This is a genomic window from Burkholderia sp. AU32262 (assembly GCF_020419985.1).
GTDB classification, from domain to species: Bacteria; Pseudomonadota; Gammaproteobacteria; order Burkholderiales; family Burkholderiaceae; genus Burkholderia; species Burkholderia semiarida.
On record NZ_JAIZRS010000012.1, the window covers coordinates 128133 to 153016 of the forward strand.

Sequence of the window (24884 nt, forward strand, 5' to 3'; positions counted from 1 at the left end):
TTGCCGCCACAAGCCCGGCTTTCCCTTGGCCCGTCAGGCCGGCTGCGCATGCGCGGCGTCGAGCGCGCGCTGCACGCCGGCGTCGGCCAGCACGTCGTCGAGCGTCTTGCGCACGCGTTCGAACAGCAGGTCGAATTCGCCCGCGGTGAAACTCAGCGCCGGCGCGAAGCCGAGCACGCCGTCGCCGAACGCGCGGAACACCACGCCGTTCGCGTACGCGGCGGCCGCGATCTTGTCCGGCACGTTCAGCGCCGGGTCGAAGCGCGTCTTGTGCGCCTTGTCGGCCACCAGTTCGAGCGCGCCGAGCAGGCCGAGCGAGCGTGCGTCGCCCACGAGCGGATGCGCGCGCAGCGCATCGAGCCCGGCCGCGAAGCGCGGCGCCATCGCCTGGCCGTTCGCGAGCAGCCCGCCTTCGTGATAGAGCTTCAGCACCTCGAGGCCGATCGCCGCGCTCACCGGATGCGCGGAATACGTATGGCCGTGCCCGACCACCGGCGAATCGGCGCGATTGCCCGCGATCCCTTCGTAGATTTCGTCGGACATCAGCACCGCGCCCATCGGCGCATAGCCGGCGGTCAGTCCCTTCGCGACGGTCATCAGGTCCGGATCGACCTGTTCGGCCTCGCATGCGAACAGCGGGCCCGTGCGGCCGAAGCCGGTGATTACCTCGTCGGCCACGAACAGGATGCCGAGGCGCCGGCACGCGTCGCGCATCGCCTTCAGCCAGCCGACTGGCGGCACGATCACGCCGCCGGAGCCTTGCACCGGCTCGCAGAAGAACGCGGCGACGTTGTCCGCGCCGAGTTCGGCGACCTTCGCCTCGAGCGCGGCGACCGACGCGGCGATCAGCGCCTGCGGATCGTCGCCGAGCGGATGGCGGTATGGGTAGGGCGACTGAATATGGTGCTGGTCCGCGCGCGGCAGGTCGAAATGACGGTGGAACGCGGGCAGCGCGGTGAGCCCGGCGCCGATCGACGACGAGCCGTGATAGCCGCGTTCCAGCGCGATCATCTGCTTCTTCGACGGGCGGCCGGTCGCGTTGAAATAGTGCGTGATGAAACGGATCGCGGAATCGACCGCGTCCGAGCCGCCGAGCGTGAAGTACACGCGGTTCAGCGACGGCGGCGCCAGCGCGGCGAGCCGCTCGGCGAGCTCGATCGCCGGCTGCGAGCCGAAATGGAAATAACCGGTCGCGTAGGGCAGCTTCGCCAGTTGGTCGGTGGCGGCTTTCACGATGCTGTCGCGGCCGTAGCCGACGTTCACGCACCACAGGCCCGAGAACGCGTCGAGCAGCGTGTGGCCCGCGGCGTCGCGCAGGAACACGCCGTCCGCGGATTCCAGCACGGTGACGCCGCGCGCCTCGTGCGCACGGTAATTGACGACGGGGTGGATCAGGTGTTGACGATCGGCTTCGATCAGCGCGGCTTGGTTCATGGAGGGCAGGACTCTCGTCGGGTGTCAGCGGTGAGTTCATGCTAACGGGCGAGAAATCCGCATGCGTCTTCAATTTGCGGCCCGAAACGTACGCACGCGGCGTTTGCACGGGGCGCTTCGGCATTTTCTGCTGCGCGCCCGGCGGGCCGGGCGCGCACGTCAGTAGCCGCGCGCGCGATCGACGACGCCGATCATCGGCTGGCCCGCGCGATGGCGGGCGAGGTTCGCGAGCACCGCGTCGACCGCGGTGTCGGGCCGCGTCGCGCTGGCGATGTGCGGCGTGATGCGAATGCGCGGGTGCGTCCAGAACGGATGGCCGGCCGGCAGCGGTTCGGGATCCGTCACGTCGAGGATCGCGCTGTCGAGGCGGCCGCTCGCGAGCGCCGCGAGCAGCGCCGCCGAATCCAGTTGCGGGCCGCGCCCGACCTGCACGAGCGACGCGCCGGCCGGCAGCGCATCGAACACGCGCGCGCCGAGCAGGCCGCGCGTGCTGTCGGTCAGCGGCAGCAGGCAGATCAGGATGTCGGTGCGGGCGAGGAACGCGTCGAGCGCCGCGTCGCCCGCGTAGCAGTCGACGCCGTCGAGCGTGCGCGGGGTGCGGCTCCAGCCGGCGCACGGGAAACCGAAGCGCCGCAGCGTGTCGAGCACGGCCTGGCCGAGCGTGCCGAGCCCGAGCACGCCGACGCGCCGCGACGCGGCCGCGCGCACGGGATGCTCGCGCCACACCTGGTCGCGCTGCTGGGCCGCATAGTCGAACAGGTCGCGATGGATCGTCAGCACGGCCTGCGTCACGTATTCGACCATCCCTTCGACGATGCCCGGCTCGATCATCCGCACGACGGGGATGTGCGAAGGCACGCGCGACAGGTCGAACTGGTCGATGCCGGCGCCGACCGAGAACACGACTTCGAGGTTCGGCAGCAACGCGACGGGATCGTCCGGCGGCTGCCATGCGGCGAGATAGCGGACGGCTTCGGCGTCGCCGAGGTCCGGCCAGATCCGGAACGGCAGATCGGGCGCCTGTTGCGCGAAGCGCGCCGCCCACTGCGCGCCGCGCACCGGGTCGGCCTTGTAGAGAAAGCTCATCGTGCGTCCTGTCAACCGAGCGCCTGGTTCACGATCGCGTACGTGCGCAGCGCCGGGTCACGCGCGGGCGTTGCGCCGCGCGCCATCGCGACGACGGTGTCGACGCGCGGCAGCCCGAGCCCCTGCAGCCAGTCGGACAGCCCGCTGTCGCCCGGCACGTCGAGCCGCACGAACATGCCCTCGTTCAGCGCGAGCCAGTGGCTGATCAGCGCTTGCGCGCGCAGTGCATCGGGTGCGACCACCGGGCCGATCACGTGGCCGCGGCCGAACCGGCGGAACAGCGCGAAGCCGAGCAGCTCGCCGTCGCGGTCGAGCGCGATCCCGTTCGCGGCGTCGAGCAGCGCATCGATCACCGCGCCGCGTTCGTAGCCGGCGGCGCGCGACGCGAGCGCGGCGAGGCGCGGCCCGTCGTTGGTGCCGAGCGGGCGCAGGCGCTCGCCGGGCGGCAGCGAGATCAGCGGAGGCTGGAACGCGGCGCCCTGGTGCTGATCGATCGTATCGATCACGTCGAATCCGAATTTCGCGTACAGCGGCTCGCCCGCCGGCGTCGCATGCAGAAAGATGGTTCGCGTGCCGAGGCTGTCGACCACGCGGGTCATCAACTCGCGCCCGATGCCGCGGCCCTGGCGCTCGGGGGACACGATGACCATGCCGAGCGACGCGTGCGATTCGCCGAAGCGCCAGCCGAGCGCGGTGCCGACGACGCCGGTTTCGTCTTCGGCGACGAAGCCGCCGCCGAGCTGGAACACGAAGCGCCAGTCATCGAGCCGGTGCGGCCACTTGACGGCCTCCGACAGACGATGGGCGGCGGGCAGGTCCGTTTCGGCGAACGGGCGATAGGTGAGCGTGCGGGAAGGATTGAGGTCGGACACGCCGGACTCCGGATGGGTGGAAATGACTCGTTCACTCTGCCAGCGCGGTGGCGGCGCGGATAGGACGATTCGCCTGTTTTCCCGCGCCGGCGGGCGCTGGCGCACGATCGACGCAAATCCGCGCGATCGGCGCGCACGAACGCGCGGATCGTGCCGGCGCGGCCGGTCGATCCGACCATTCGTGCTGTGGGAATGCCGCTACGATGAATACACGGCGGCAGTGCCGCCTGCCGAAGGGTCTCACCGGCAGGCGAGCCGGCCGCGGTGGCGCGGCGCCCATCGACCGGCTCCGCGGCGCCCGCCGGATCGCACCGCAGATCGTGCTGCATGTGCCGCGCAACACGCGGCGATTCTGCGTTTTGAGCGGCGCCGAACGACGCGCGAACGACTTTTTGCCCTGATTCAATTTCGTACAACCCAGCCCGCCCCCGGCCCTGCCGGGGCTTCACACCGACAGGACGTCACCATGATCCAGTTTGAACCGAAGTACATCACCTTCGACTGCTACGGCACGCTGACCCATTTCCGGATGGCCGAGACGGCGCGCGAAATCTATGCGGACCGGCTGACGCCGGCCGCGATGGAGGCATTCGTGCGCGCGTTCGCCGCCTATCGGCTCGACGAGGTGCTCGGCGCGTGGAAGCCGTACCGCGACGTCGTCGTCAACGCGGTCCGCCGCACCTGCGCGCGGATCGGCGTGACGTTCGACGAAGCCGAGGCCGAGCGCTTCTATCTGGCGGTGCCGACGTGGGGCCCGCACCCGGACGTGCCGGCCGGGCTGTCGCGGCTGGCGTCGAAGTACAAGCTCGTGATCCTGTCGAACGCGATGGACGAGCAGATCATGAGCAACGTCGACAAGCTCGGCGCACCGTTCCATGCCGTGTTCACCGCGCAGCAGGCGCAATCGTACAAGCCGCGGATGCAGGGCTTCGAATACATGTTCGACAAGCTCGGCTGCAAGCCGGAGGACGTGCTGCACGTGTCGTCGAGCCTGCGCTACGACCTCATGACGGCCGAGGATCTCGGGATCAAGCACAAGGCGTTCGTGAACCGCGGCCACGAGCCGAGCACGCCGTTCTACAACTATTACGAAGTGTCGGACATCGGCCATCTCGCGACGCAGCTCGGGCTGTAAGCCGCCGGCGCCGGCAGATCCATCGAACGCGCGACGGGACGCGGCCGCGATGCCGCAGGGGCCCGTCGCGTTCGGTCGCGCGTTCGTTCAGCGCACGAAACGAGGGTAATTACCGATATTGAATCGTTCAAGGCCGGCCCGCCCGGGCCGATATATGTACCGAACGGTTAATATTGCGAGGCCCCCGCATGAAGTTGTCCACGAAACTGCTGATGCTCGTCGTCGCGGCGCTGCTCGGCGTCGTTCTGCTCGCCGCGTTGTCGCTGCATACGCTGCGCGACGCGCTGATCGACAGCCGCCGCGAAGAGGTCGTCATTCTGCTGACCAAGGCCGAGCATCTGGTCGATTCGTATCGCGCGATGCAGACGAACGGCACGCTCACGCAGGAGCAGGCGCAGCAGCAGGCCAAGGCCGCATTGTCGGCGCTCAACGCGAATTCGAAGAGCTACTTCTGGGTCACGACGTCCGACGGCGTCAACCTCGTGCACCCGAACGCGAAATTCATCGGCACGCGCGCGAAAGGCAACCGCACGACCAGCGGCCTGACCGACAGCGAGGCGTACCGCGCAGGGATGGCGCAGGCGCATTTCGCGCTCGTCGACGTGCTGGTCAAGCGCAGCCCCGATGCGGACCTGGAGCCGAAACTCCAGGGCGTGGTCGCGATTCCCGACTGGAACTGGTGGATCGGCACGGGATTTTTCTACGACGACATCAATGCGGCGTTTACCCGGCTCGCGACGGTGCTGGGCGCCGTCGCGCTCGTCATCGCCGCGGCGCTCGCGGCCATCGCATGGGGCGTGCTGCGCAGCGTCAGGCGGACGCTCGGCGGCGAGCCCGCGCATGCGACGCAGATCGCCGCCCGCATCGCCGCCGGCGAGCTGGACGTGCAGTTCGATACGGCGCACGCCGCGCCAGGCAGCCTGCTCGTCGCGCTGGGCGACATGAAGGCGCGGCTGACCGACACCATCGCCGAGATCCAGACCACGACCCACTCGATCGCCACCGGCACCGGCGAGATCGCGCAAGGCAACCTGGATCTGTCGCAACGCACGGAGCAGCAGGCCGCGTCGCTGCAGGAAACGGCCGCGAGCATGGAGCAGATCACGTCCACGGTCAAACAGAATGCCGACAACGCACGCCAGGCGAATGCGCTCGTGGCCCAGGCGAAGGATGCGACCGAACTCGGCGGCGCCGCCGTGCAGGCGGTCGTCGAAACGATGCGGCAGATTTCGGACGGATCGGTGCGGATCGCCGACATTACCGTCGTCATCGAAAGCATCGCGTTCCAGACCAACATTCTCGCGCTCAACGCCGCGGTGGAAGCCGCGCGAGCCGGCGAGGAGGGGCGCGGGTTCGCCGTCGTCGCGTCGGAAGTCCGCTCGCTCGCGCAACGCAGCGCCGCGGCCGCGAAGGACATCAAGGGACTGATCGACGCGTCGGTCGAGCGGGCCGGCAGCGGCAGCCGGCTCGTCGAGACGGCCGGTGAGCGCATGACGGAGATCGTCCGGTCGATCGACCGGGTGGCCGACATCATGGGCGAGATTTCGGCGGCATCGGCCGAGCAAAGCACCGGCATCGAACAGATCGGGTTGGCGGTCGCGCAAATGGACGAAGTCACCCAGCAGAACGCCGCGCTCGTCGAGCAGGCGGCGGCCGCCGCATCGTCGCTGGACGAGCAGGCCGCGCGCCTGCGGGCCGCCGTATCGGTATTCCGGCTGGCGGCCTGACGATCGTGTGCCGGCCGCCTGAGGACGGTACATTGTTCGCCACGTCGGCGTGAGCCCGCGCGGCGCGTTAGCGTGCCGGTGACGGCCGCGACGCCGCAAAATGCGATCACTTCGCTGCAGCAGCCTCGATCGCGTCCGTGTCCCACTTCCCGCGTCGCGTTGCCTCGACCAGCATGCCCAGGGTCAACGGGTGACGCTTCGGCGGCCGGAGCCGCTTTACGAACAGCCCGATGAGGGACGACAGCAGTTCCTGACCTTCGGGGCCGAAATAGCGCCGGTACGGGAATCCATCGGCGTCGACGTTGAATGTTTTGGCCCAGTTGTCGATAAACTCGACGCCGTCAAGGCCAGTCACGCCGAGATCCTCCTCGAGCCGCGTTTCCGGCTGGAGATTCAGCTTGCCGAACAGCGGCCGGCCAAGCTCCTTGCGAGCAAAGGCTTCAAAACGTTCCCAGGTATCGTCGTTCATGGCTCAGAGTACCCTGTCTTCGGGCTTCACAAGTCGGTTGTAGGTCGTCACGGTGTTGCGCATGATCAGGTAGGCATCGCGTGCCAGGAACACCTCGCCTACGATGGGAATCGTTCTGCCGACCCAAGCACCGAGGCGGTGGGTGAACGAGATCCGTATACCCGACAACCCGACACCCGTGATCATCGGCAAGCGAAACGGCAGCGTCTGGGGAAACAGCTTGCGGGCGGCAAGCGAGGTGACGGAAGTGCCCGGCGTAGCTCCGGCCACCTTGCCAGGGACAGGGACATCACCCTGACCGAGCAGCATTGCCGACGCGGCGGCCAGATCGTCGAGGCCGAGCTGCTTGCGCGTCTCGTCGAACGCTACCAGGGCGAAGACGTCGACAGGACGCAGATTGTGCCAAGTACCGTACGTGTATCGATTTTCGCTCATTCTTTTTTCTCCTGAACCAGCAAGGGCGCTGCTCTCTCAGCGCGTACTCCTAGGGAGGCGCTACTGTACCGCATTGCCTGGAACAGCCTGGCCGGCGCTACCTCTCGGCCCGGCTGTACACGATCAGTTTCAGTTCGCTCCGCACGGCCTCGCGGCCATTCCGGCCGACCGTGTAGCTCAGAACCCAGCCAACGGCTCACGGAATCCCGTATTTCTTGCACCGATCCCCTTGGATTTATCTTGCGCTCCATCAGCCCGGTTTCCGGGCGCTCCGGCCGTCTCCCGGTCACTTTCCGGTCTTTATGCCGCGCCGTTCCGATCGCGCGGCATTCTTCTGAACTTTCCTGCGCGACGCACCGTCGCGACCGCCACCGCCGACGCCCGTGCATGCGGCGATCTGCCGCAACGTGCCGCGCATTTCGACCGCGCTCGGCGCGCACACGCCCGTTCGACACAAACGCGTGGTTTGGGTGAGCCAAACGCGCGCCGGATGCCGAATGGGCAATTTTGTCGGCGCAATCTGCGGTGGCTACGGCCTTACGATTTCCTGCATCGACACGGGTTCGGCAACCGCCGCGACACGCCGCCGGGCCAACGGCGACACGTGCGCGCACGCAGCAATTCATGCTGCGCGGGTGGCCCAAAACGGTCGATTCGTATCGTGCGGGCGGCCCGAATCGCGACAAACCGCATTTTGGCGATGCTTAAATGAATTGCATGTGTACGACGTCGCGCCCGCCACCAGCAAGCGGACGTAGCGGGATTGAACAACCACGCTGGACCCTTGGACCCACTTCCCACAGTCAGGAGCAGTTCGGATGAGCGACGATATCGACAATGACGGCAAGGGCGGCTTCACGCGCCGCGACATGATGAAGGTCATGGCGGCGAGCGGCATGATGGCCGTCGGCGGCGGGCTGCTGGTGGATGCGCAGCCGGCGTTCGCCGCGCCCGCGCCGAAGCGCGGCGGCAAGATCCGGGTCGCGAACGAATCCGGCTCGACGGCCGATACGCTCGACCCGGCCAAGGGCTCGACGGGCGCGGACTACACCCGCTTCTTCATGTTCTACAGCGGCCTCACGCAGCTCGACCAGAGCCTGACGCCGCAAATGAATCTCGCCGAATCGCTGCAGACGACCGACGCGAAGACCTGGATCATCAAGCTGCGCAAGGGCGTCACGTTCCACGACGGCAAGCCGGTCGGCCCGGCCGACGTGGTGTTTTCGCTGATGCGCCACAAGAATCCGGCCACCGCGTCGAAGGTCAAGACGCTCGCCGAACAGTTCGCGGATGCGAAGGCGACCGGCCCCGACGAAGTCACGTTGACGCTCGCGAGCGCGAACGCCGATCTGCCGGTGATCCTCGCGACACCGCAGCTCGTGATCGTCAAGGACGGCACGACCGATTTCTCGACCGGTATCGGCTGCGGCCCGTACAAGCTGAAGTCGTTCAAGCCGGGCGTGTCGACCGTCGGCGTGCGCAACGACAGCTACTTCAAGCCGGGCAAGCCGTATCTCGACGAGATCGAGATGATCGGCATCAGCGACAGCGCCGCGCGCCTGAACGCGCTGCTGTCGGGCGACGTGCATCTGATCAATGCGATCGATCCGCGCTCGACGCAGCGGGTCGCGTCGACGCCGGGCTACGCGCTGAAGGAAACCAAGTCGGGCCTCTACACCGACCTGATCATGCGCAGCGACAACCCGATCGTCGCGAACCCCGATTTCGTCGAAGGGATGAAGTACCTGTTCGATCGCGAGCAGATCCGCTCGGCGGTGTTTCGCGGCTACTCGGTGATCGGCAACGACCAGCCGATTCCGCCGGGGCACCGCTACTTCAACGCGTCGCTGCCGCAGCGGCCGCACGATCCGGACAAGGCGAAATTCCTGCTCCGGAAGGCGGGCGCGCTCGGCGCGACGCTGCCGCCGATCTATGCGACGTCCGACGCGAACGGGTCGATCGAAATGGCCGTGCTGCTGCAGCAGGTCGGCCAGAAGATCGGGCTGAACCTGCAGGTCAACCGCGCGTCGCCCGACGGCTACTGGTCGAACCACTGGATGAAGCACCCGCTCACCTTCGGCAACATCAATCCGCGCTCGAGCGCCGACGTGCTGTTCACGCAATTCTTCAAGTCGGATGCGCCGTGGAACGAGTCGGGCTGGAAGAACGCGAAGTTCGACCAGCTGCTGCTCGCCGCGCGCTCGGAAACCGACGACGCGAAGCGCAAGCAGATGTACGGCGACATGCAGGTGATCGTGTCGCAGCAGGGCCGGGTCGGCATTCCGGCGTTCATCAGCTTCCTCGACGGCTACGACAAGCGGCTCGCGGGCCTCGGTTCGATCCCTACCGGGCCGATGATGGGCTTCACGTTCGCCGAGAACGTGTGGTGGAACGCATGACGTTGTGGCTGGCCGCCGTCGCGCGGCCGGTGCGGGCCACCGCGCCGGCCACGCGCGGTTTTTTCGGGAGTGCTGCACCATGAACCGAATCCTCATCGGGCTGATCGGCCGGCGCATCGCGGTCACCGCGCTGACGCTGCTGATCGTGTCCGCGATCATCTTCACGATCACGAACCTGCTGCCAGGCGACGCCGCGCAGGCCGCGCTCGGCCAGTCGGCGACGCCGGAGACGGTCGCCGCGCTGCGCCAGCAGTTCGGTCTCGACATGCCGGCGCACGTACGTTACGCGCACTGGCTCGCGGGGCTCGCGCACGGCGATTTCGGCCGGTCGCTGTCCGGCGACATGCCGGTGTCGGAGCTGATCGGCGGGCGCCTGCCGAAGTCGCTCACGCTTGCGGCGATCACGACCGCCGTGTCGGTGCCGATCGCGCTGCTGCTCGGCATCCTCGCGGCCGTCAAGCGCGAGTCGGTGGTCGACCGCGTGATCAGCCTCGGCACGCTGTCGCTCGTCGCGACGCCGGAATTCCTGATCGCGACGGTCGCCGTGCTCGTGTTCGCGGTGAAGCTGCACTGGCTGTCCGCGCTGTCGTACAGCGGCCCGATCGAGAGCCTGCACGATTTCCTGCGTGCGTATGCGATGCCGGTGCTCACGCTGTGCGCGGTCGTGATCGCGCAGATGGCCCGGATGACGCGCGCTGCGGTGATCGAGCAACTGAGTGCGTCGTATGTCGAGATGGCCGTGTTGAAAGGCGCGAGTCCCGCGCGCGTCGTGCTGCGCCATGCGCTGCCGAACGCGATCGGCCCGATCGCCAATGCGATCGCGCTGAGCCTGTCGTATCTGCTCGGCGGCGTGATCGTCGTCGAGACGATCTTCAACTATCCGGGCCTCGCGAGCCTGATGGTCGACGCCGTCAGCAACCGCGATTTCCCGTTGGTCCAGGCGTGCACGCTGATCTTCTGCGTCGCTTACCTGACGCTCGTGCTGTTCGCCGACCTGTGCTCGATCGTGTCGAACCCGCGACTGCGCACCTGAGTGTTTCGTCTTCCTTCCGAGATGCCGCCCATGCAACCGATCGAACCCGTTCAACGCAGCAGCGCGCTGCCGCCATCCGGCGATCCGCCCCTGGGGCGGGGCGGCCTGCCGCCTGCCGCGCCTGCCCCCGACCAGCCGCGCAAGCGCCGCGCCGCGCGCATCGCCTTGACGACCGGCGGCCGCGTCGGCTTGTCGATGGCCGGCCTGATGCTGTTCGTCGCGCTGTTCGCGCCGCTGATTGCGCCGCATGACGTCGGCGCGATCGTCACGCCCGACGTGTTCGCGCCGTTCAGCGCGAAGCTGCCGTTCGGCTCCGACTTCCTCGGCCGCGACATGCTGAGCCGGATCCTGTACGGCACGCGGCTGACCGTGCTGCTCGCGCTGGCCGCGGTGCTGCTCGCCGCGGTGACCGGCACGACGCTCGGGCTGCTCGCGACCGTGTCGGGCCGCGCGGTCGACGAGACGATGAGCCGGCTGCTCGACGCGCTCACGTCGATTCCGTCGAAGATGTTCGCGCTGATGTTCGTCGCCGCGTTCGGCTCGTCGCTGCCGCTGCTGATCCTTACCGCCGCGGTCAGCTACATGCCGGGCTCGTACCGGATCGCGCGCGCGCTCGCCGTCAACATCAGCACGCTCGAATTCGTGCAGGTGGCCAGGGCGCGCGGCGAAAGCGCGCTGTACATCGCGTGCGTGGAGATGCTGCCGAACATGATCCACCCGATGCTCGCGGACACCGGCCTGCGCTTCACGTTCGTCGTGCTGCTGCTGAGCGGCCTGAGCTTTCTCGGGCTCGGCGTGCAGCCGCCGTATGCGGACCTCGGCTCGCTCGTGCGCGAGAACATCGCGAGCCTCGGCGACGGCTCGGCCGTCGCGATCATGCCCGCGGTCGCGATCGCGATCCTGACGGTGGGCGTCAACCTGTTGATCGACGGCCTGCCGCATCGCGGCCGCCGCAAGGGCGCGGCCGGCGCCGCCGGAGGACACTGATGCGACACGAATCGAACCCGCTCGTCGAGGTGCGCGGGCTGCGCGTGGTCGGCGGCCGGCCGGGTGGCGAGGAAACGACGATCGTCCACGGCGTCGACTTCGACATCGGGCGCGGCGAGGTGCTCGCGCTGATCGGCGAATCGGGCTCCGGCAAGACGACGATCGCGCTGTCGCTGATGGGCCACGCGCGCGCCGGATGCCGGATCGCCGGCGGCTCGGTCAAGCTCGACGGCACCGACGTGTGCACGCTTTCCGGACCGGCGCTGACCGCGCTGCGCGGCCGCAAGGTCGCGTATATCGCGCAGAGCGCGGCCGCCGCGTTCAACCCGTCGCGCACGATTCTCGATCAGGTGATCGAGAGCGCGCTGATCCACGGGACGATGACGAAGCGCGACGCGCAGGCGAAGGCGATCGAGCTGTTTCGCGCGCTCGCGCTGCCGGAGCCGGAGACGATCGGCAAGCGCTATCCGCACCAGGTATCGGGCGGGCAGTTGCAGCGGCTGATGGCCGCGATGGCGCTGATCACGGATCCGGAGCTGGTGATCCTCGACGAGCCGACCACCGCGCTCGACGTGACCACGCAGATCGACGTGCTGCAGGCGTTCAAGAACGTGATCCGGCGCTACGGGATGAGTGCGGTGTACGTGTCGCACGACCTGGCCGTGGTCGCGCAGATGGCCGACAGGATCGTCGTGCTGAGCGATGGCGTGATCCGCGAGGCGGGCGCGACCGAACAGATCCTGCATGCGCCGGCGCACCCGTACACGCAGAGCCTGATCGCGGCGGTCACGCCGAACGATGCCGGACGCGACGCGCAGGCGCAAGCGCCGGCCGAGCCGGCGCCGCTGCTCGACGTGCGCGGCGCGATCGCCGGCTACGGCGGCCGCGCCGCGAACGGCTGGCCCGCGAAGGTGATCCTGCATGAAGTCGACCTGCGCATCGGGCGCGGGCAGACGGTCGGCGTGATCGGCGAATCGGGCTCCGGCAAGACGACGCTCGCGAAGGTGATCGCGGGCCTCGTGCCGGCGACCGGCGGCGAGATCCTGCTCGACGGCGAGCCGCTTGCGCGCGATATCGGCAAACGGACGAAGGAGCAGCATCGCCGCGTGCAGATCGTGTTCCAGAACGCCGATACCGCGCTCAACCCGGTGCATACCGTCGAGCGCACGCTCGCGCGGCCGCTCGCGTTCTATCACGGGATCAAGGGCGCGCGTGCACGCCAGCGCGTCGCGGAGCTGCTCGAACTCGTGCGGCTGCCGCCGGCGGTCGCGTCGCGGCGTACCGGCGAGCTGTCGGGCGGACAGAAGCAGCGCGTGAACCTCGCGCGCGCGCTCGCGGCCGAGCCCGACCTGATCCTGTGCGACGAGGTCACGTCGGCGCTCGACACCGTCGTCGGCGCCGCGATCATCGATTTGTTGCGCGACCTGCAGGCGAAGCTCGGCGTGTCGTACGTGTTCATCACGCACGACATCGCGAAGGTGCGCGCGATCAGCGACGACATCGTCGTGCTGTATGCGGGCCACCGCGTGGAGACGGGCAGCCGCGACGCGCTGTGCGCGCCGCCTTATCACCCGTATTCGCACTTGCTGGTGTCGTCCGCGCCGGAGCTGCGCGCGGGCTGGCTCGACGATGCGGCCGAGCGTTGCCACCGGCCGCTGGTGTCGATCGGCGAGCGCGAGAACGAGGCCGAGCTGTGTCCGTTCCTGTCGCGCTGCGCGATGCGCGTGGACGGCGTGTGCAACCGGACGGCGCCGTCGCTGCGCACGCTCGGCAACGGCGCGCAGGTGCTGTGCCATCGCAGCGAGGAGGATCTCGCGCGCTTCCAGGCGGAGCCGATTCCCGCGGGTGTCACGCCGGTGCAGCTGTAGTGCGTGGCGCGCGAACCATTCATCGCGCGGTGCGGTGAACGGCCCGCCGCATAGTCTGCCGCGGCGGTCGTGCAAAACGGCAATTTATGCGCGTGCCGTGCGCGAATACGCGGCAACTGCGGTTTTTGACGGTGATTAAATGATTCTCATTGAACGGTCGCCGATCGTCGTTGCCGGCATGCCCAAGAAGGATCCGATGAAACTGGAATCGTACTGGCTGGATACCCGCCCCGCGTTTCGCGACGCAAGCGTTGGCCCTGTCGAGGGGCGGGCCGACGTCGTCGTGATCGGCGGCGGTTTCACCGGCTTGTCGGCAGCGCTCGCGCTCGCGCAGCGCGGCGTCTCGGTGGTCGTGCTCGAAGCCGCGCAGGTCGCCGGCGAAGCATCCGGCCGCAACGGCGGCCAGTGCAATACGGGCGTCGCGCAGGATTACGCGTCGCTGGCCGCGCGCATCGGCGCCGCGCAGGCGAAGCAGTTTTATCTCGCGTACGAAAGCGCGGTGAAGAGCGTCGAGACGATCGTGACCGAACAGGCGATCGACTGCGATTTCCGGCGCGCCGGCAAGCTGAAGCTCGCCGCGAAACCGCAGCATTTCGCGGGGCTCGCGAAGACGTTCGATGCGTTGCGGCGCGATGTCGATCCGGACATCGAACTGATCGAGCCGTCGCGGATCCGCGATGAAATCGCGTCCGAAGGTTTCTACGGCGGGCTCCTGCAGCGCAACGGCGCGCAAATGCATATGGGCAAGTTCGGCGTCGGCCTCGCGCAGGCGGCCGTGCGGGCGGGCGCACGCGTGTACGAGCACGCGGCCGTCACGCAGATCGAGCGGCTCGACGGCGAGCGCCACACGATCACGTGCACGCGCGGCACGATCGTCGCCGACCGCGTGCTGGTCGCGACCGGCGCGTCGCAACATGGGCCGTTCGCGTGGTTCCGGCGGCGCATCGCGCCGGTCGGCAGCTTCATCGTCGTGACCGAACCGCTACCCGACGCGCAGTTGAACCGGCTGTTTCCGCACCGCCGCGCGTACGTGACGTCGCGCCAGATCGGCAACTACTTCCGCGTGACGCCCGACAACCGGCTGCTGTTCGGCGGCCGCGCGCGTTTCGCGATGTCGAGCCCGCGCTCCGATGCGAAGAGCGGCGACATCCTGCGCGCCGGCATGGCGGGCTATTTCCCCGAACTGGCCGGCGTGCGGCTCGACTACTGCTGGGGCGGCCTCGTCGACATCACCGCCGACCGGCTGCCGCGCGCGGGCCAGCATGACGGGCTTTATTACTCGATGGGCTACAGCGGCCACGGCGTGCAGATGTCGGTGCACATGGGCCGTGTGATGGCCGACGTGCTGTATGGCGCGGCCGCGTCGAACCCGTGGCGCGAGCTCGAATGGCCGGCGATACCCGGCCATTTCGGGCACGCGTGGTTCCTGCCGCTCGTCGGCGCGTATTACCGGATGCAGGATTTCCTGCATTGAAGCGAGCGCCCCGGAGAATCCGATATGACAGTGCAATTCATTGGCTCGCCTCGTGTCGCCCGGCCGGTCTCGCCGGCGATCGACGACGTGCTGCGCACGATCGACGCGTCGTTCGCGCAGCCGCTGAACCTGGACACGCTCGCGGCGGTGGCCGGGTTGAGCGTATCGCGTTTCACCGCGCGCTTTCGCAGCGAAACCGGGCTGTCGCCGCACCGGTATCTGTGTCTCGTGCGGGTACGCCGGGCGCAGGACCTGTTGCGCGCCGGTCTCGCGCCGTCGGTCGTCGCGACCGACGTCGGCTTCTTCGACCAGAGCCATCTGTGCCGGCATTTCCGGCGCGTGCTCGGGATCACGCCGCGCGATTACGTGGTCGCCCGAACGGGCGGCGCGCCGGTGCGAACGCCATCGGCGCGCCTGCGCGCCGAACACCGCGATGCGTCGTGTCACGCGGCGTAAGCACGGGCATGGACGACATGCCCCGCTGAGTATTTTCCGGCAGAAGAGCCGGCGAACGACGATTTCCGATATCGCGTGACGGCGTTGAACCAGACCGCCACGCATTGCACAGGAGCAGAAATGACCGCAGCTTTCGTGTTGCACCGTGCCGACGGCGCACCTTCTTCCACCGCGTTTCGCCGGCAGGCGTTCGGCGCGAACGATCCGTTCGCGTCGCATCGCGAGATCGCGTGGGAAGGCCCCGACGCGATGGCCGCGGGACGCATCGGCTTCGTCGGCGAGCTGGACGTGTCGAGCTTTCCGCACATCGAAACCCTCGTCGTCGTCCAGGGCGAGCTGACGCTCGAAGCGGCCGGGGCCGCTCCGCTGGTGCTCGGCCCGGGGCAAGGCGCCGTCATCGGCGGCGGCACGGCGCTGCGCATCGCCGCGCAATCGCCGGTGCTGCTGACGTTCTGCGCGGCAGCGTGCGAGACACCGACGAAACGCGGCCTCTTCGAGTTGCGCGCCGACGCGGACTTCAAGCCGTCCGCCACGCTGCCGGCCGAGGTGCTGCTGAGCCCCGCGCCGCAATGCCGCAGCGACAACGTGTTCACCGACGACGGCGCCGAATACTGCGCGGGCACGTGGGATTCGACACCGTATCACCGGATCGTCCGGCCGCATCGCGCCAACGAGTTCATGTTCCTGCTGGACGGCGGCGTACGGTTCGCGGCGCCCGACGGCAGTATGCTGTCGCTCGGCGCCGGCGATGCGCTGTTCGTGCCGCGCGGCGCGTCGATCGGGTGGGAAAGCAGCGAACGCGTGGCGAAGTTCTACGTGATGCAGAACGTCAAACCCTCCACCGAACGAGACTGAGCATGTCCCCTCCGCTGCGTCATATCGAAACCTTGTCCACGCCGCCGGCCGCGGCCGACGTCGTCGTGATCGGCGGCGGCATCATCGGCGTCTTCACCGCCTACTATCTGGCCCGGCGCGGGCTGTCGGTCGCGCTCGTCGAGAAAGGGCGCATCGGCGCCGAACAATCGAGCCGCAACTGGGGCTGGTGCCGGCAGCAGAACCGCGATGCGCGCGAGTTGCCGATGGCGAGCAAGAGCATCGATCTGTGGGAACGGTTCGCCGCCGAATCGGGAGAGGACACGGGCTTTCATCGCTGCGGGCTGCTGTATCTCAGCAACGACGAGGCCGAGCTGTCCCGCTGGGCCAGTTGGGGCGAATTCGCGAAGACTGCGGGTGTGACCACGTACATGCTCGACAGCAAGCAGGCCGCCGAGCGCGGACGGGCGACCGGGCGGCAGTGGAAGGGCGGCGTGTTCTCGCCGACCGACGGCACGGCCGACCCGGGCAAGGCCGCGCCGGCCGTGGCCGCCGCGCTGATGAAGCTGGGCGGCAGTGTCCATCAGTACTGCGCGGCGCGCGGCATCGAGCTCGAGGGCGGCCGCGTGGCCGGCGTCGTCACCGAGGCCGGCGTCATCAGGACGAGGACGGCCGTGATGGCCGGCGGCGCATGGGCGTCGTCGTTCTGCCGCCAGCTCGGCATCCGGTTTCCGCAGGCGTCGATCCGTCAGTCGATCCTGAGCGTGTCCCCCGTCGAAACGCCGCTGCCGGATGCGATGTACACGTCCGGCGTGTCGGTGACGCGCCGCAGCGACGGACGCTACGCGCTGGCGATCAGCGGCCGCGCGCGCGTGGACCCGACGCCGCAGTTCCTGCGTTTCGCGCCGCAATTCGTGCCGATGTTCGCGAAGCGCTGGCGCAACCTGCTGCCGGGCGGTCTCGAAGGCGTGCGCGGCGGCCATGAAACGTTGAAGCGCTGGCGCCTCGATGCGCCGACGCCGATGGAAGCGGTGCGCATTCTCGACCCGAAGCCCGACATGCCGACGGTCGCCGAAACCTACCGCCGCGCGGCCGAACTGCTGCCGGAACTGCGCGAAGCGACGATCACGCATGCATGGGCCGGCTTCGTCGACAGCACGCCGGACGGCGTGCCGGGCATCGGCGAAGTGCCGGGCGTGCCGGGGCTGATCCTCGCGGCGGGCTTTTCGGGGCACGGCTTCGGGATCGGGCCGGGCGCCGGGCATCTGATCGCCGATCTCGCATCCGGCGCGCAGCCGTTCGTGGACCCGACGCCGTACCGGCCCGGCCGGTTCAGCGAGTCCGCGTGGGGCAAGGTCGCGGATTTCTAGTACAAGGCCGTCGCGCCGGTCCGGATCGCACGCGCGACCGGGTCGGGGCGGCGAACGTTCGCCGGCTCGTCAGCGCGCGTGTGATGCGATGCGACAGCTTGGGAGTTCCAGATGCGTTTCAGTTCCTACTGGCTCGATACGTCGGAGCCATTCGTGAGCCACACGCCGGCGTTGCCCGGCGGAAGTTGCGACGTGGTGGTGGTGGGCGGCGGCATCACCGGTTCGGCCGCCGCACTGGCGCTGGCCAAAAAAGGCGCGCGCGTGATCGTCTGCGAGGCGGGCACCGTCGGGCAGGCGGCATCGGGACGCAACGGCGGCATGTGCAACAACGGCTTCGCGCAGGATTACGCGTCGCTGTCGCAGCGCATCGGCACGGAGCTCGCCAACCGGCTCTATCTCGCGTTCGACGCGGGCGTCGACACGGTCGAACGGCTGGTCAGGGAGGAGTCGATCGATTGCGATTTCGCGCGCCGCGGCAAGCTGAAGCTCGCGGCGAAACCCGAGCACTACGACAAGCTCGTGCGCAGCCAGGCGCTGCTCGCGGCGAGCGTGGACCCCGACACGCGCATGGTCACGAAGGCCGAACTCCGCGACGAGATCGGTTCGAACCGTTATCACGGCGGGCTGCTTTTCGGCAAGAGTGCCGGGATGCATGTCGGCCGTTACGTGCGCGGGCTGGCGAGCGCCGCGCAGACCCGCGGCGCGCATATTCTCGAGCACGCGCCGGTGCTCGGCCTGAAGCGGCAAGCCGGCGGCGCCTACGCGGTGCACACGCCGCTCGGCGAGATCCGCGCGCGCCAGGTGCTGCTCGCGAGCGGCATTTCGCAGGTCGGGCCATTCGGCTGGATTCGCCGCAGGATCGTGCCGGTCGGTGCGTTCATCATCGTCACCGAGCCGTTGCCGAAGGATCTGCTCGACCGGTTGCTGCCGACGCGCCGGATGGTGACCGACACGAAGAACTTCGTCAATTTCTTTCGTGTCACGCCCGACAACCGGATCCTGTTCGGCGGGCGCGCGCGGTTTGCCGCGTCGAACCCGCATTCAGACGCAAAGAGCGGGGCGATCCTGCGGCAGCAGATGGCCGCCGTGTTTCCCGAATTGGCCGACGTACGCATCGACTACTGCTGGGGCGGGATGGTCGACATGACGGCCAACCGGCTGCCGCGCGCGGGCGAGCGCGACGGCGTTTATTACTCGATGGGCTATAGCGGCCACGGCACGCACATGGCCACGCTGATGGGCACGCTGATGGCGGAGATCATGGACGGACGCGCGGAGCTGAACCCGTGGAAGGGTTTCGACTGGCCCGCGATTCCGGGCCACTTCGGCAAACCGTGGTTCTTGCCGTTCGTCGGCGCGTGGTATCGACTCAAGGACACTCTGCAATGAATTCCCCAGTTGTTCACCTGATGCAAGCCGGCAGGCTCGATCGCTTTTTCATCGACGGCGATTGGGTGCAGCCCGACGGCAGCGACCGGTTTGCGGTCGTCAGCCCGTCGACTGAAGACACGCTGTGCGAGATTCCGCTCGGCAGCGCGCGCGACGCCGACCGCGCGGTGCAGGCCGCGCGCCGCGCGTTCGAACGCTGGTCCGCGACGTCACCGCAGGAACGCGCGGCGCTGCTCGATCGTATCCATGCGTTGATGCTGGCGCGCGCCGAGCTGTTCGCCACGGCGCTCGCGCTGGAGATGGGCGCGCCGATCGGCTACGCACGCGGCGCGCATGTGCCGCTCGCGGCTGAACATATCCGCGTCGCACGCGACAACCTCGCGCGCTACCCGTTCGTCGAGCGGCGTGGGACGACCGCGGTCGCGCGCGAGCCGATCGGCGTGTGCGCGTTGATCACGCCGTGGAACTGGCCGATCTACCAGATCACCGCGAAGGTCGGGCCGGCGCTCGCCGCAGGCTGCACGGTGGTGCTGAAACCGAGCGAGCTGTCGCCGCTCAGCGCGCTGCTGTTCGCGGAAGTGATTGCCGACGCGGGCGTGCCCGCCGGCGTATTCAACCTCGTGAGCGGCAGCGGCGAAACGGTGGGCGCCGCGCTTTCGTCGCATCCGGAAGTCGACATGGTGTCGATCACCGGTTCGACGCGGGCCGGCGTGCTCGTCGCGCAGGCGGCCGCGCCGACCGTCAAGCGCGTCGCGCAGGAGCTGGGCGGCAAGTCGCCGAACCTCGTGTTGCCGGATGCCGATTTGCAGCGTGCGGTGCCGCCGGGCGTCGCCGCCGCGTTCCGGAACATGGGCCAGTCGTGCAGTGCGCCGACCCGCATGATCGTGCCGCGCGACGCGCTCGGCGAGGTCGAGGCGCTGGCCGTCGCGACCGCGCAAACGCTCGTCGTCGGCGATCCGTTCGACGAGGCGACGACGCACGGGCCGCTCGCCAATCGCGCGCAATTCGGACGGGTCGCGCAGATGATCGACGTGGGCATCGACGAACGCGCGAAGCTGATCGCCGGCGGCCCCGGCCGGCCCGCGGGTTTCGACAAGGGCTTCTATGCGCGGCCGACGATTTTCTCCGACGTGCGCACCGACATGGCGATCGCGCAGCAGGAGATCTTCGGCCCGGTCCTCGCGATCCTGCCTTACGACACCATCGACGAAGCGATCGCCATCGCGAACGACACCGTGTACGGGCTCGGCGCGCACGTGCAGGGCACCGACATGGAGCGGGTGCGCGCGGTGGCCGGACGGATCCGTGCGGGGCAGGTGCACCTGAACTATCCGGCATGGGATCCTCAAGCACCGTTCGGCGGATACAAGCAGTCGGGCAACGGCCGCGAGTACGGGATCGAAGGGATGGAGGAGTATATGGAAGTCAAGTCGATCGTCGGCTTTTACGATTGACGCAGCCGCTGCGCGCGATTCGCGCCGGCAGTACAGTGGGAAGCCCGTTACATTCCGAAGGTGCCGAAATTGGACAACCCCGTCATCTCCGACTCATCGCTGCAAACGCATCACGCGCACTGGGCGAAGCTGCGCCGCGACCTGCATGCGCATCCCGAGTTGCGATTCGAAGAACATCGGACGGCCGACGTCGTCGCCCGCGAGCTCGAGGCGCTCGGCTATGCGGTATCGCGCGGGCTGGGCGGCACGGGCGTGGTCGCGAGCCTGCCCGGTGCGGACCCGCGCCGCGGCATCGTGCTGCGCGCCGATCTGGACGCATTGCCGATTCACGAAGCCAACGACTTCGCACATGCGTCATGCACGCACGGGATCATGCATGCGTGCGGCCATGACGGTCATACCGTGATGTTGCTCGGCGCCGCACGGGTGCTGAAGACGCTGCCGCAGTTGCCGGGCACCGTCCATTTCGTGTTTCAGCCGGGCGAAGAGGGCGGCGCGGGCGCGCGCAGGATGATCGACGACGGCCTGTTCGAGCAATACCCGACGGAAGCGGTATTCGGCATGCACAACTGGCCGGGGTTGCCGGCCGGGCATTTCGGGTTGCGCACGGGCCCGATCATGGCCGCGGGCTCGCGCTTCAGGATCACGGTGACGGGCAAGGGCGCGCACGCGGCGCAGCCGCATCTGGGCATCGATCCGGTGCCGCTCGCATGCTCGATGGTGCTGCAGTGTCAGACCATCGCCGCGCGGCACAAGGATCCCGTCGACCCGGCGGTCATTTCCGTCTGCATGTTCCATGCGGGCACGACGGACAACGTGATTCCCGACACCGCCGAGCTGCGCGGCACGATCCGCACGCTGTCGTCGGCATTGCAGCAGAAGCTGCAGCACGACGTCCGGCTCGCTTGCGAAGGGCTCGCGGGCGCCTACGGCGCGCAGGTCGACGTGGAGTTTTTCCAGTACTACCCGGCGACGGTCAACACGCCGGCCGAGACGGCGCTGTGCGAAGCGGTGATTCGCGCTACGTTCGGCGACGAACGCCTGTCCGCCAACGTGCCGCCGAACATGACGTCCGAAGACTTCGGCTTCATGCTGGAGGAGCGGCCGGGCGCTTACGTGTTGATCGGCAATGCGCAGGACGGCACGAGCGCACCGGCGCTGCATCATCCGAAATACGACTTCAACGACGACATCATTCCGGCCGGCGTCCGGTACTGGGTCGCGTTGGCGCAGCGTTATTTCACGCGATCGCCGTGATGCGTCGGGGCGGCGTTGACACCGGCTGACTTTGGGGCGATCGGGCGTCAGGTCCGGGAACGGCGTGCTTCCTGATCGTCGTGCACTCATGCCAGCCGGGGAGCGCCGTGCAATTTGTCGCCGCTTCGATGTCATCGCCGTGCATTTATATGATGTGCCGTGTCGCACAGCGACACTATTTGAAAGGATTGCTGAATGAACCAGGAACATGAAGTGAAGGAGCACGGCGCGACGTCGGCACTTCGCTACCGCAGATTCACCGCGGCGGACGTCCCCGCCGCCCATGCTCTTTCCATGGCGCTTCGCTGGCCGTTCCGCGCGGAAGACTGGCAGTTTTCCGCGGAAACGTCGGTCGCGTTCGCGGCCGAGGAAAACGGCGAAGTCATCGGCACGGCGATGTGCTGGAAGTACGGTGCGGATCGCGCGGCGATCGGGCATGTGATCGTCTCCGACGCGCATCAGGGCCGAGGCATCGGCCGCAAACTGATGGAAATGCTGCTCGACGAACTGGGGCCGCGCATCACGTTTCTGCACGCGACGCCGGCCGGTCGGCCGCTCTACGAGAAACTGGGGTTCACCGTGTGCGGGTCGCTGGGCCAATATCAGGGGAACGTCGATCGGCCTGCCGCCGTTGTCGTGCCCGACGGCGAGCGGCTGCGTGCCGGATCGCCGGCCGACTGGCCGCGCCTGGTCGAACTCGCCACGCGTGCGTCCGGCCTCGAGCGCGAGGCGCTGTTGTCCGCATTGCAGAAGCGGGGAGAAAGCGTCGTGCTCGAACGTGACGGCGAGGTCGTCGGGTTTTCGGTGCTGCGGCGCTTCGGTCGCGGTGACGTGATCGGTCCGGTGGTCGCGCCGCGTTCGAGCGACGATGCGCGTGCGAAGGCGCTGATCGGCTATTGGCTGACGAAACGAGACGGTGAATTCGTTCGTATCGATGTGCCTGACGGGAGCAGTTTGCCGGACTGGTTGAGCGAACAGGGACTGAAACACGTGGATACCTGTTCGAAGATGGTTCGCAACGCGCCGGCCGCGGCGCACGAGGGCGCGGCCGACCCGATCTACGGACTGTACGGGCTCGTCAGTCAGGCCATGTTGTAGGCCATCGGCCGGATAGGCGATCGTGGCGGCAGGCGGGAACAACCGATTGTATCGACGCCGCCGCTTCGCTGCCCGACATCCGAATGCCGGGCCATCCGGTACGTGTTCCGCGCTGCCGCTGCGCGATCGCCGTCGCCGGCGGCGGCACAGCGATCGCGGCGAACCGGTCGCGCGCGATGCCGGTTCAACCGCCTGGCGACCGCCTGCACTCCCGCACGGAGCATGAAGGCGCGGCATCGCGTTCAACGCAGCAGCGCGGCCGCGAAGGCGCGATATGTCCGCAGCGGGCGGCCGAGGATCGCGGCCAACCGCTCGACGTCGCCGGCCTCCGGCACCATGCCGTCGCTGACGTAGCGTTCGGCCATCAGCCGCATTTCGTACGCCATCCATTTCGGCATGAACTGCGCCAGATTGCGTTCGAACGGTGTCGGATCGTCGCCGCCATAGGCAACGGCGCGGCCCAGCGTGTCCGACCAGATCGATGCCAGTTGTTCGCCCGTCAGCGTGTCGGGCCCGACGAGGTTGATGGTCTCGAGCGGCAGCTTGCCCGGCGCGTCGTTGCGGCGGATCAGCTCGATCGCCGCGACTTCCGCGATGTCGCGCACGTCGACCATCGCGACGCCCTTGCCGCCGATCGGCATCGGGTAGACGCCGTGGCCGACGATCACGTCCTTGACCATCGATTCGTTGTCCATGAAATACGCAGGCCGCAGGATCGTCGCGCTGAAGCCCATTCGCTCGATCATCCGCTCCGCGCCGGACTTCACCGCGAAGTGCGGCACGTTCACGAAGCGGTCGGCGTGGAGCACCGACAGATAGACGACGCGCTCGATACCCGCTTCGCGGGCGAGGTTCAGCGCGATCAGCGCCTGCGTGAATTCGTCGCCCGCCACGCCGTTGAGCAGGAACAGCGTGCGGACGCCGGAGAACGCCGTACGAAGCGCGTCGACGTCGAGCATGTCGCCCTGCACGACGGTCACGGCCGCCGGAAAATCGGCCTTGGCCGGATCGCGCACCAGCACGCGCACGTCGGCGCCGCGATCGACGAGTTGATGGACGACCTGGCGGCCCACGCGGCCGGTGGCGCCGGTAACGAGAATGGTCATGATGTTCGCTCCTGAGATAACGATAGGGTTGACTGCCCACGTAAGTTAAGTGATCCACATGCGATCCGGAAGATGTGATAAATAGACGTATCGTCTCACTGGTGGAACACATGGACCTGCTTGCACTCGCCGATTTCAATCTCGTCGCCCGCCATGGCAGCTTCGGGGAGGCCGCGCGGGTGGCCGATCGCCCGAAAGCGACGCTGTCGCGCCGCGTCGCGGAACTGGAGAACAGTCTGTCGCTGCGTCTGTTCGAGCGCGGCTCGCGCGGCGTGAAGCTCACGCAGGAAGGGCGCGCGCTCTACGAGCGGACAGGCGCGCTGCTCGCGGAACTCGCCGACAGCGCGTCGGCCATTGCAGCGGGAAGCGAACGGCCGCGTGGCCGGCTGCGCATCAGCGCACCGATGGTCTTTTCCCAGTTCGCGATGGGGCGGCTCGTGGCGACGTTCGCGCTGAAATACCCTGACGTCCGGCTGGAGGTGACGACCGAAGACCGGCCCGTCGACATGATCGAGGAGGGCTACGACCTCGTGATCCGCGTGAACCCGGCCGCTGACGAAAGCCTGATCGGGCGCGTGTTCCTGCGCGACCGGCTGGTCGTCGTCGCGCGGCCCGAGCTGGCGCGACCGAGCGGCGACGCACCCGCACCGGCCGTGGTTCGCGGCACAAGCGACGGCCGTGCGGCATGGGAGGTCGCGGGCCCGGACGGTACGGCGCGCATAGCGGTCGAACCCGTGGCGCGGCTGTCGTCGCTGAGCATGGTGCGCGATACGGTCCGCCTCGGCCTGGGCGCCGCGTGCCTGCCGGTGTCGCTCGTGAGCCGCGACCTGGCGGCCGGCACACTCGTCAGTTGGGGCGACGTGCCGGGGCCCGATATCGCGCTGTGGGCGTTGTATCCGTCCAGGCGATTATTGAGCGCGCGCGTTTCCGCGTTTCTCGATCACCTGAAGGAGGCGTTTCCTTCAGGCAAGCCGGAAGAACTGGCTGCGTATATCGAACCGGGGCAGTGAAACGGTCGCGGC

At 68.2% G+C, this 24884-nt stretch carries 21 protein-coding genes; 15 read left to right on the forward strand and 6 right to left on the reverse strand.

Going from position 1 to position 24884, the window contains the following annotated elements; all coding sequences use genetic code 11:
- Positions 1–33: 33 nt before the first annotated feature.
- From LGN10_RS16515 to LGN10_RS16525, 3 genes are all read right to left on the reverse strand, one after another.
- A complete protein-coding gene (locus LGN10_RS16515) occupies positions 34–1434 on the reverse strand; it encodes an aspartate aminotransferase family protein (RefSeq protein WP_226224295.1) in 1401 nt (466 codons plus the stop codon).
- Positions 1435–1593: 159 nt separating this feature from the next.
- Positions 1594–2520 (reverse strand): 2-hydroxyacid dehydrogenase, encoded by a 927-nt coding sequence (locus tag LGN10_RS16520; protein WP_059637512.1) that lies wholly within the window; start codon positions 2518–2520, stop codon positions 1594–1596.
- Positions 2521–2531: 11 nt separating this feature from the next.
- Entirely contained in the window at positions 2532–3392 is an 861-nt protein-coding gene (locus LGN10_RS16525; RefSeq protein WP_059577911.1) for a GNAT family N-acetyltransferase, read from the reverse strand.
- A gap of 466 nt (positions 3393–3858) precedes the next feature.
- Here LGN10_RS16525 and LGN10_RS16530 point away from each other — a divergent pair, with 466 nt between their 5' ends.
- Positions 3859–4527 carry a haloacid dehalogenase type II gene (locus tag LGN10_RS16530; RefSeq protein WP_226224296.1) on the forward strand — a complete coding sequence of 223 codons (669 nt, stop codon included), beginning with the start codon at positions 3859–3861 and terminating at the stop codon, positions 4525–4527.
- A 188-nt stretch (positions 4528–4715) separates the two neighbouring features.
- The gene (locus LGN10_RS16535) at positions 4716–6254 is read left to right on the forward strand and encodes a methyl-accepting chemotaxis protein (protein WP_226224297.1); all 1539 of its coding nucleotides are present in this window, start codon (positions 4716–4718) and stop codon (positions 6252–6254) included.
- A gap of 106 nt (positions 6255–6360) precedes the next feature.
- Here the strand turns inward: LGN10_RS16535 and LGN10_RS16540 are convergent, their stop codons facing one another.
- Both LGN10_RS16540 and LGN10_RS16545 read right to left on the reverse strand, forming a co-directional pair.
- Positions 6361–6723: a DUF1493 family protein gene (locus LGN10_RS16540; protein WP_059577921.1), complete on the reverse strand. Its 363-nt coding sequence runs from the start codon at positions 6721–6723 to the stop codon at positions 6361–6363.
- 3 nt (positions 6724–6726) lie between these two features.
- Positions 6727–7158: an STM2901 family protein gene (locus LGN10_RS16545; RefSeq protein ID WP_059577923.1), complete on the reverse strand. Its 432-nt coding sequence runs from the start codon at positions 7156–7158 to the stop codon at positions 6727–6729.
- Between the two features lie 818 nt (positions 7159–7976).
- Here LGN10_RS16545 and LGN10_RS16550 point away from each other — a divergent pair.
- The 12 genes from LGN10_RS16550 to LGN10_RS16605 all read left to right on the forward strand — a co-directional run bounded on the left by LGN10_RS16550 (position 7977) and on the right by LGN10_RS16605 (position 22756).
- The gene (locus LGN10_RS16550) at positions 7977–9557 is read left to right on the forward strand and encodes an ABC transporter substrate-binding protein (protein ID WP_059577926.1); all 1581 of its coding nucleotides are present in this window, start codon (positions 7977–7979) and stop codon (positions 9555–9557) included.
- Positions 9558–9636: 79 nt separating this feature from the next.
- Positions 9637–10590: an ABC transporter permease gene (locus tag LGN10_RS16555; protein ID WP_059577929.1), complete on the forward strand. Its 954-nt coding sequence runs from the start codon at positions 9637–9639 to the stop codon at positions 10588–10590.
- A 30-nt stretch (positions 10591–10620) separates the two neighbouring features.
- On the forward strand, positions 10621–11577 hold the full coding sequence (locus LGN10_RS16560; protein ID WP_059637497.1) for an ABC transporter permease: 957 nt from the start codon (positions 10621–10623) through the stop codon (positions 11575–11577).
- Positions 11577–13445 carry an ABC transporter ATP-binding protein gene (locus LGN10_RS16565; RefSeq protein WP_089466188.1) on the forward strand — a complete coding sequence of 623 codons (1869 nt, stop codon included), beginning with the start codon at positions 11577–11579 and terminating at the stop codon, positions 13443–13445. The genes LGN10_RS16560 and LGN10_RS16565 overlap by 1 nt, the downstream gene beginning before the upstream one ends.
- Positions 13446–13584: 139 nt before the next feature.
- Positions 13585–14919 carry an NAD(P)/FAD-dependent oxidoreductase gene (locus LGN10_RS16570; protein WP_226224298.1) on the forward strand — a complete coding sequence of 445 codons (1335 nt, stop codon included), beginning with the start codon at positions 13585–13587 and terminating at the stop codon, positions 14917–14919.
- Positions 14920–14943: 24 nt separating this feature from the next.
- Entirely contained in the window at positions 14944–15375 is a 432-nt protein-coding gene (locus LGN10_RS16575) for a helix-turn-helix domain-containing protein (RefSeq protein WP_060967032.1), read from the forward strand.
- Positions 15376–15495: 120 nt separating this feature from the next.
- Positions 15496–16230 (forward strand): cupin domain-containing protein, encoded by a 735-nt coding sequence (locus tag LGN10_RS16580; protein ID WP_226224299.1) that lies wholly within the window; start codon positions 15496–15498, stop codon positions 16228–16230.
- A gap of 2 nt (positions 16231–16232) precedes the next feature.
- The gene (locus tag LGN10_RS16585) at positions 16233–17558 is read left to right on the forward strand and encodes an NAD(P)/FAD-dependent oxidoreductase (RefSeq protein WP_059577943.1); all 1326 of its coding nucleotides are present in this window, start codon (positions 16233–16235) and stop codon (positions 17556–17558) included.
- Between the two features lie 111 nt (positions 17559–17669).
- On the forward strand, positions 17670–18947 hold the full coding sequence (locus LGN10_RS16590) for an NAD(P)/FAD-dependent oxidoreductase (RefSeq protein ID WP_089466185.1): 1278 nt from the start codon (positions 17670–17672) through the stop codon (positions 18945–18947).
- Positions 18944–20401 carry an aldehyde dehydrogenase family protein gene (locus tag LGN10_RS16595; RefSeq protein WP_124860513.1) on the forward strand — a complete coding sequence of 486 codons (1458 nt, stop codon included), beginning with the start codon at positions 18944–18946 and terminating at the stop codon, positions 20399–20401. The genes LGN10_RS16590 and LGN10_RS16595 overlap by 4 nt, the downstream gene beginning before the upstream one ends.
- A gap of 69 nt (positions 20402–20470) precedes the next feature.
- Positions 20471–21658 carry a M20 aminoacylase family protein gene (locus LGN10_RS16600; protein ID WP_226224301.1) on the forward strand — a complete coding sequence of 396 codons (1188 nt, stop codon included), beginning with the start codon at positions 20471–20473 and terminating at the stop codon, positions 21656–21658.
- Positions 21659–21853: 195 nt separating this feature from the next.
- On the forward strand, positions 21854–22756 hold the full coding sequence (locus LGN10_RS16605; RefSeq protein ID WP_226224302.1) for a GNAT family N-acetyltransferase: 903 nt from the start codon (positions 21854–21856) through the stop codon (positions 22754–22756).
- Between the two features lie 242 nt (positions 22757–22998).
- Here the strand turns inward: LGN10_RS16605 and LGN10_RS16610 are convergent, their stop codons facing one another.
- The gene (locus LGN10_RS16610; protein ID WP_226224304.1) at positions 22999–23862 is read right to left on the reverse strand and encodes an SDR family oxidoreductase; all 864 of its coding nucleotides are present in this window, start codon (positions 23860–23862) and stop codon (positions 22999–23001) included.
- A 110-nt stretch (positions 23863–23972) separates the two neighbouring features.
- Here LGN10_RS16610 and LGN10_RS16615 point away from each other — a divergent pair, with 110 nt between their 5' ends.
- Positions 23973–24872, forward strand: coding sequence for a LysR family transcriptional regulator (locus LGN10_RS16615; RefSeq protein WP_104013390.1), 900 nt, complete (start codon positions 23973–23975; stop codon positions 24870–24872).
- Positions 24873–24884: the final 12 nt, after the last annotated feature.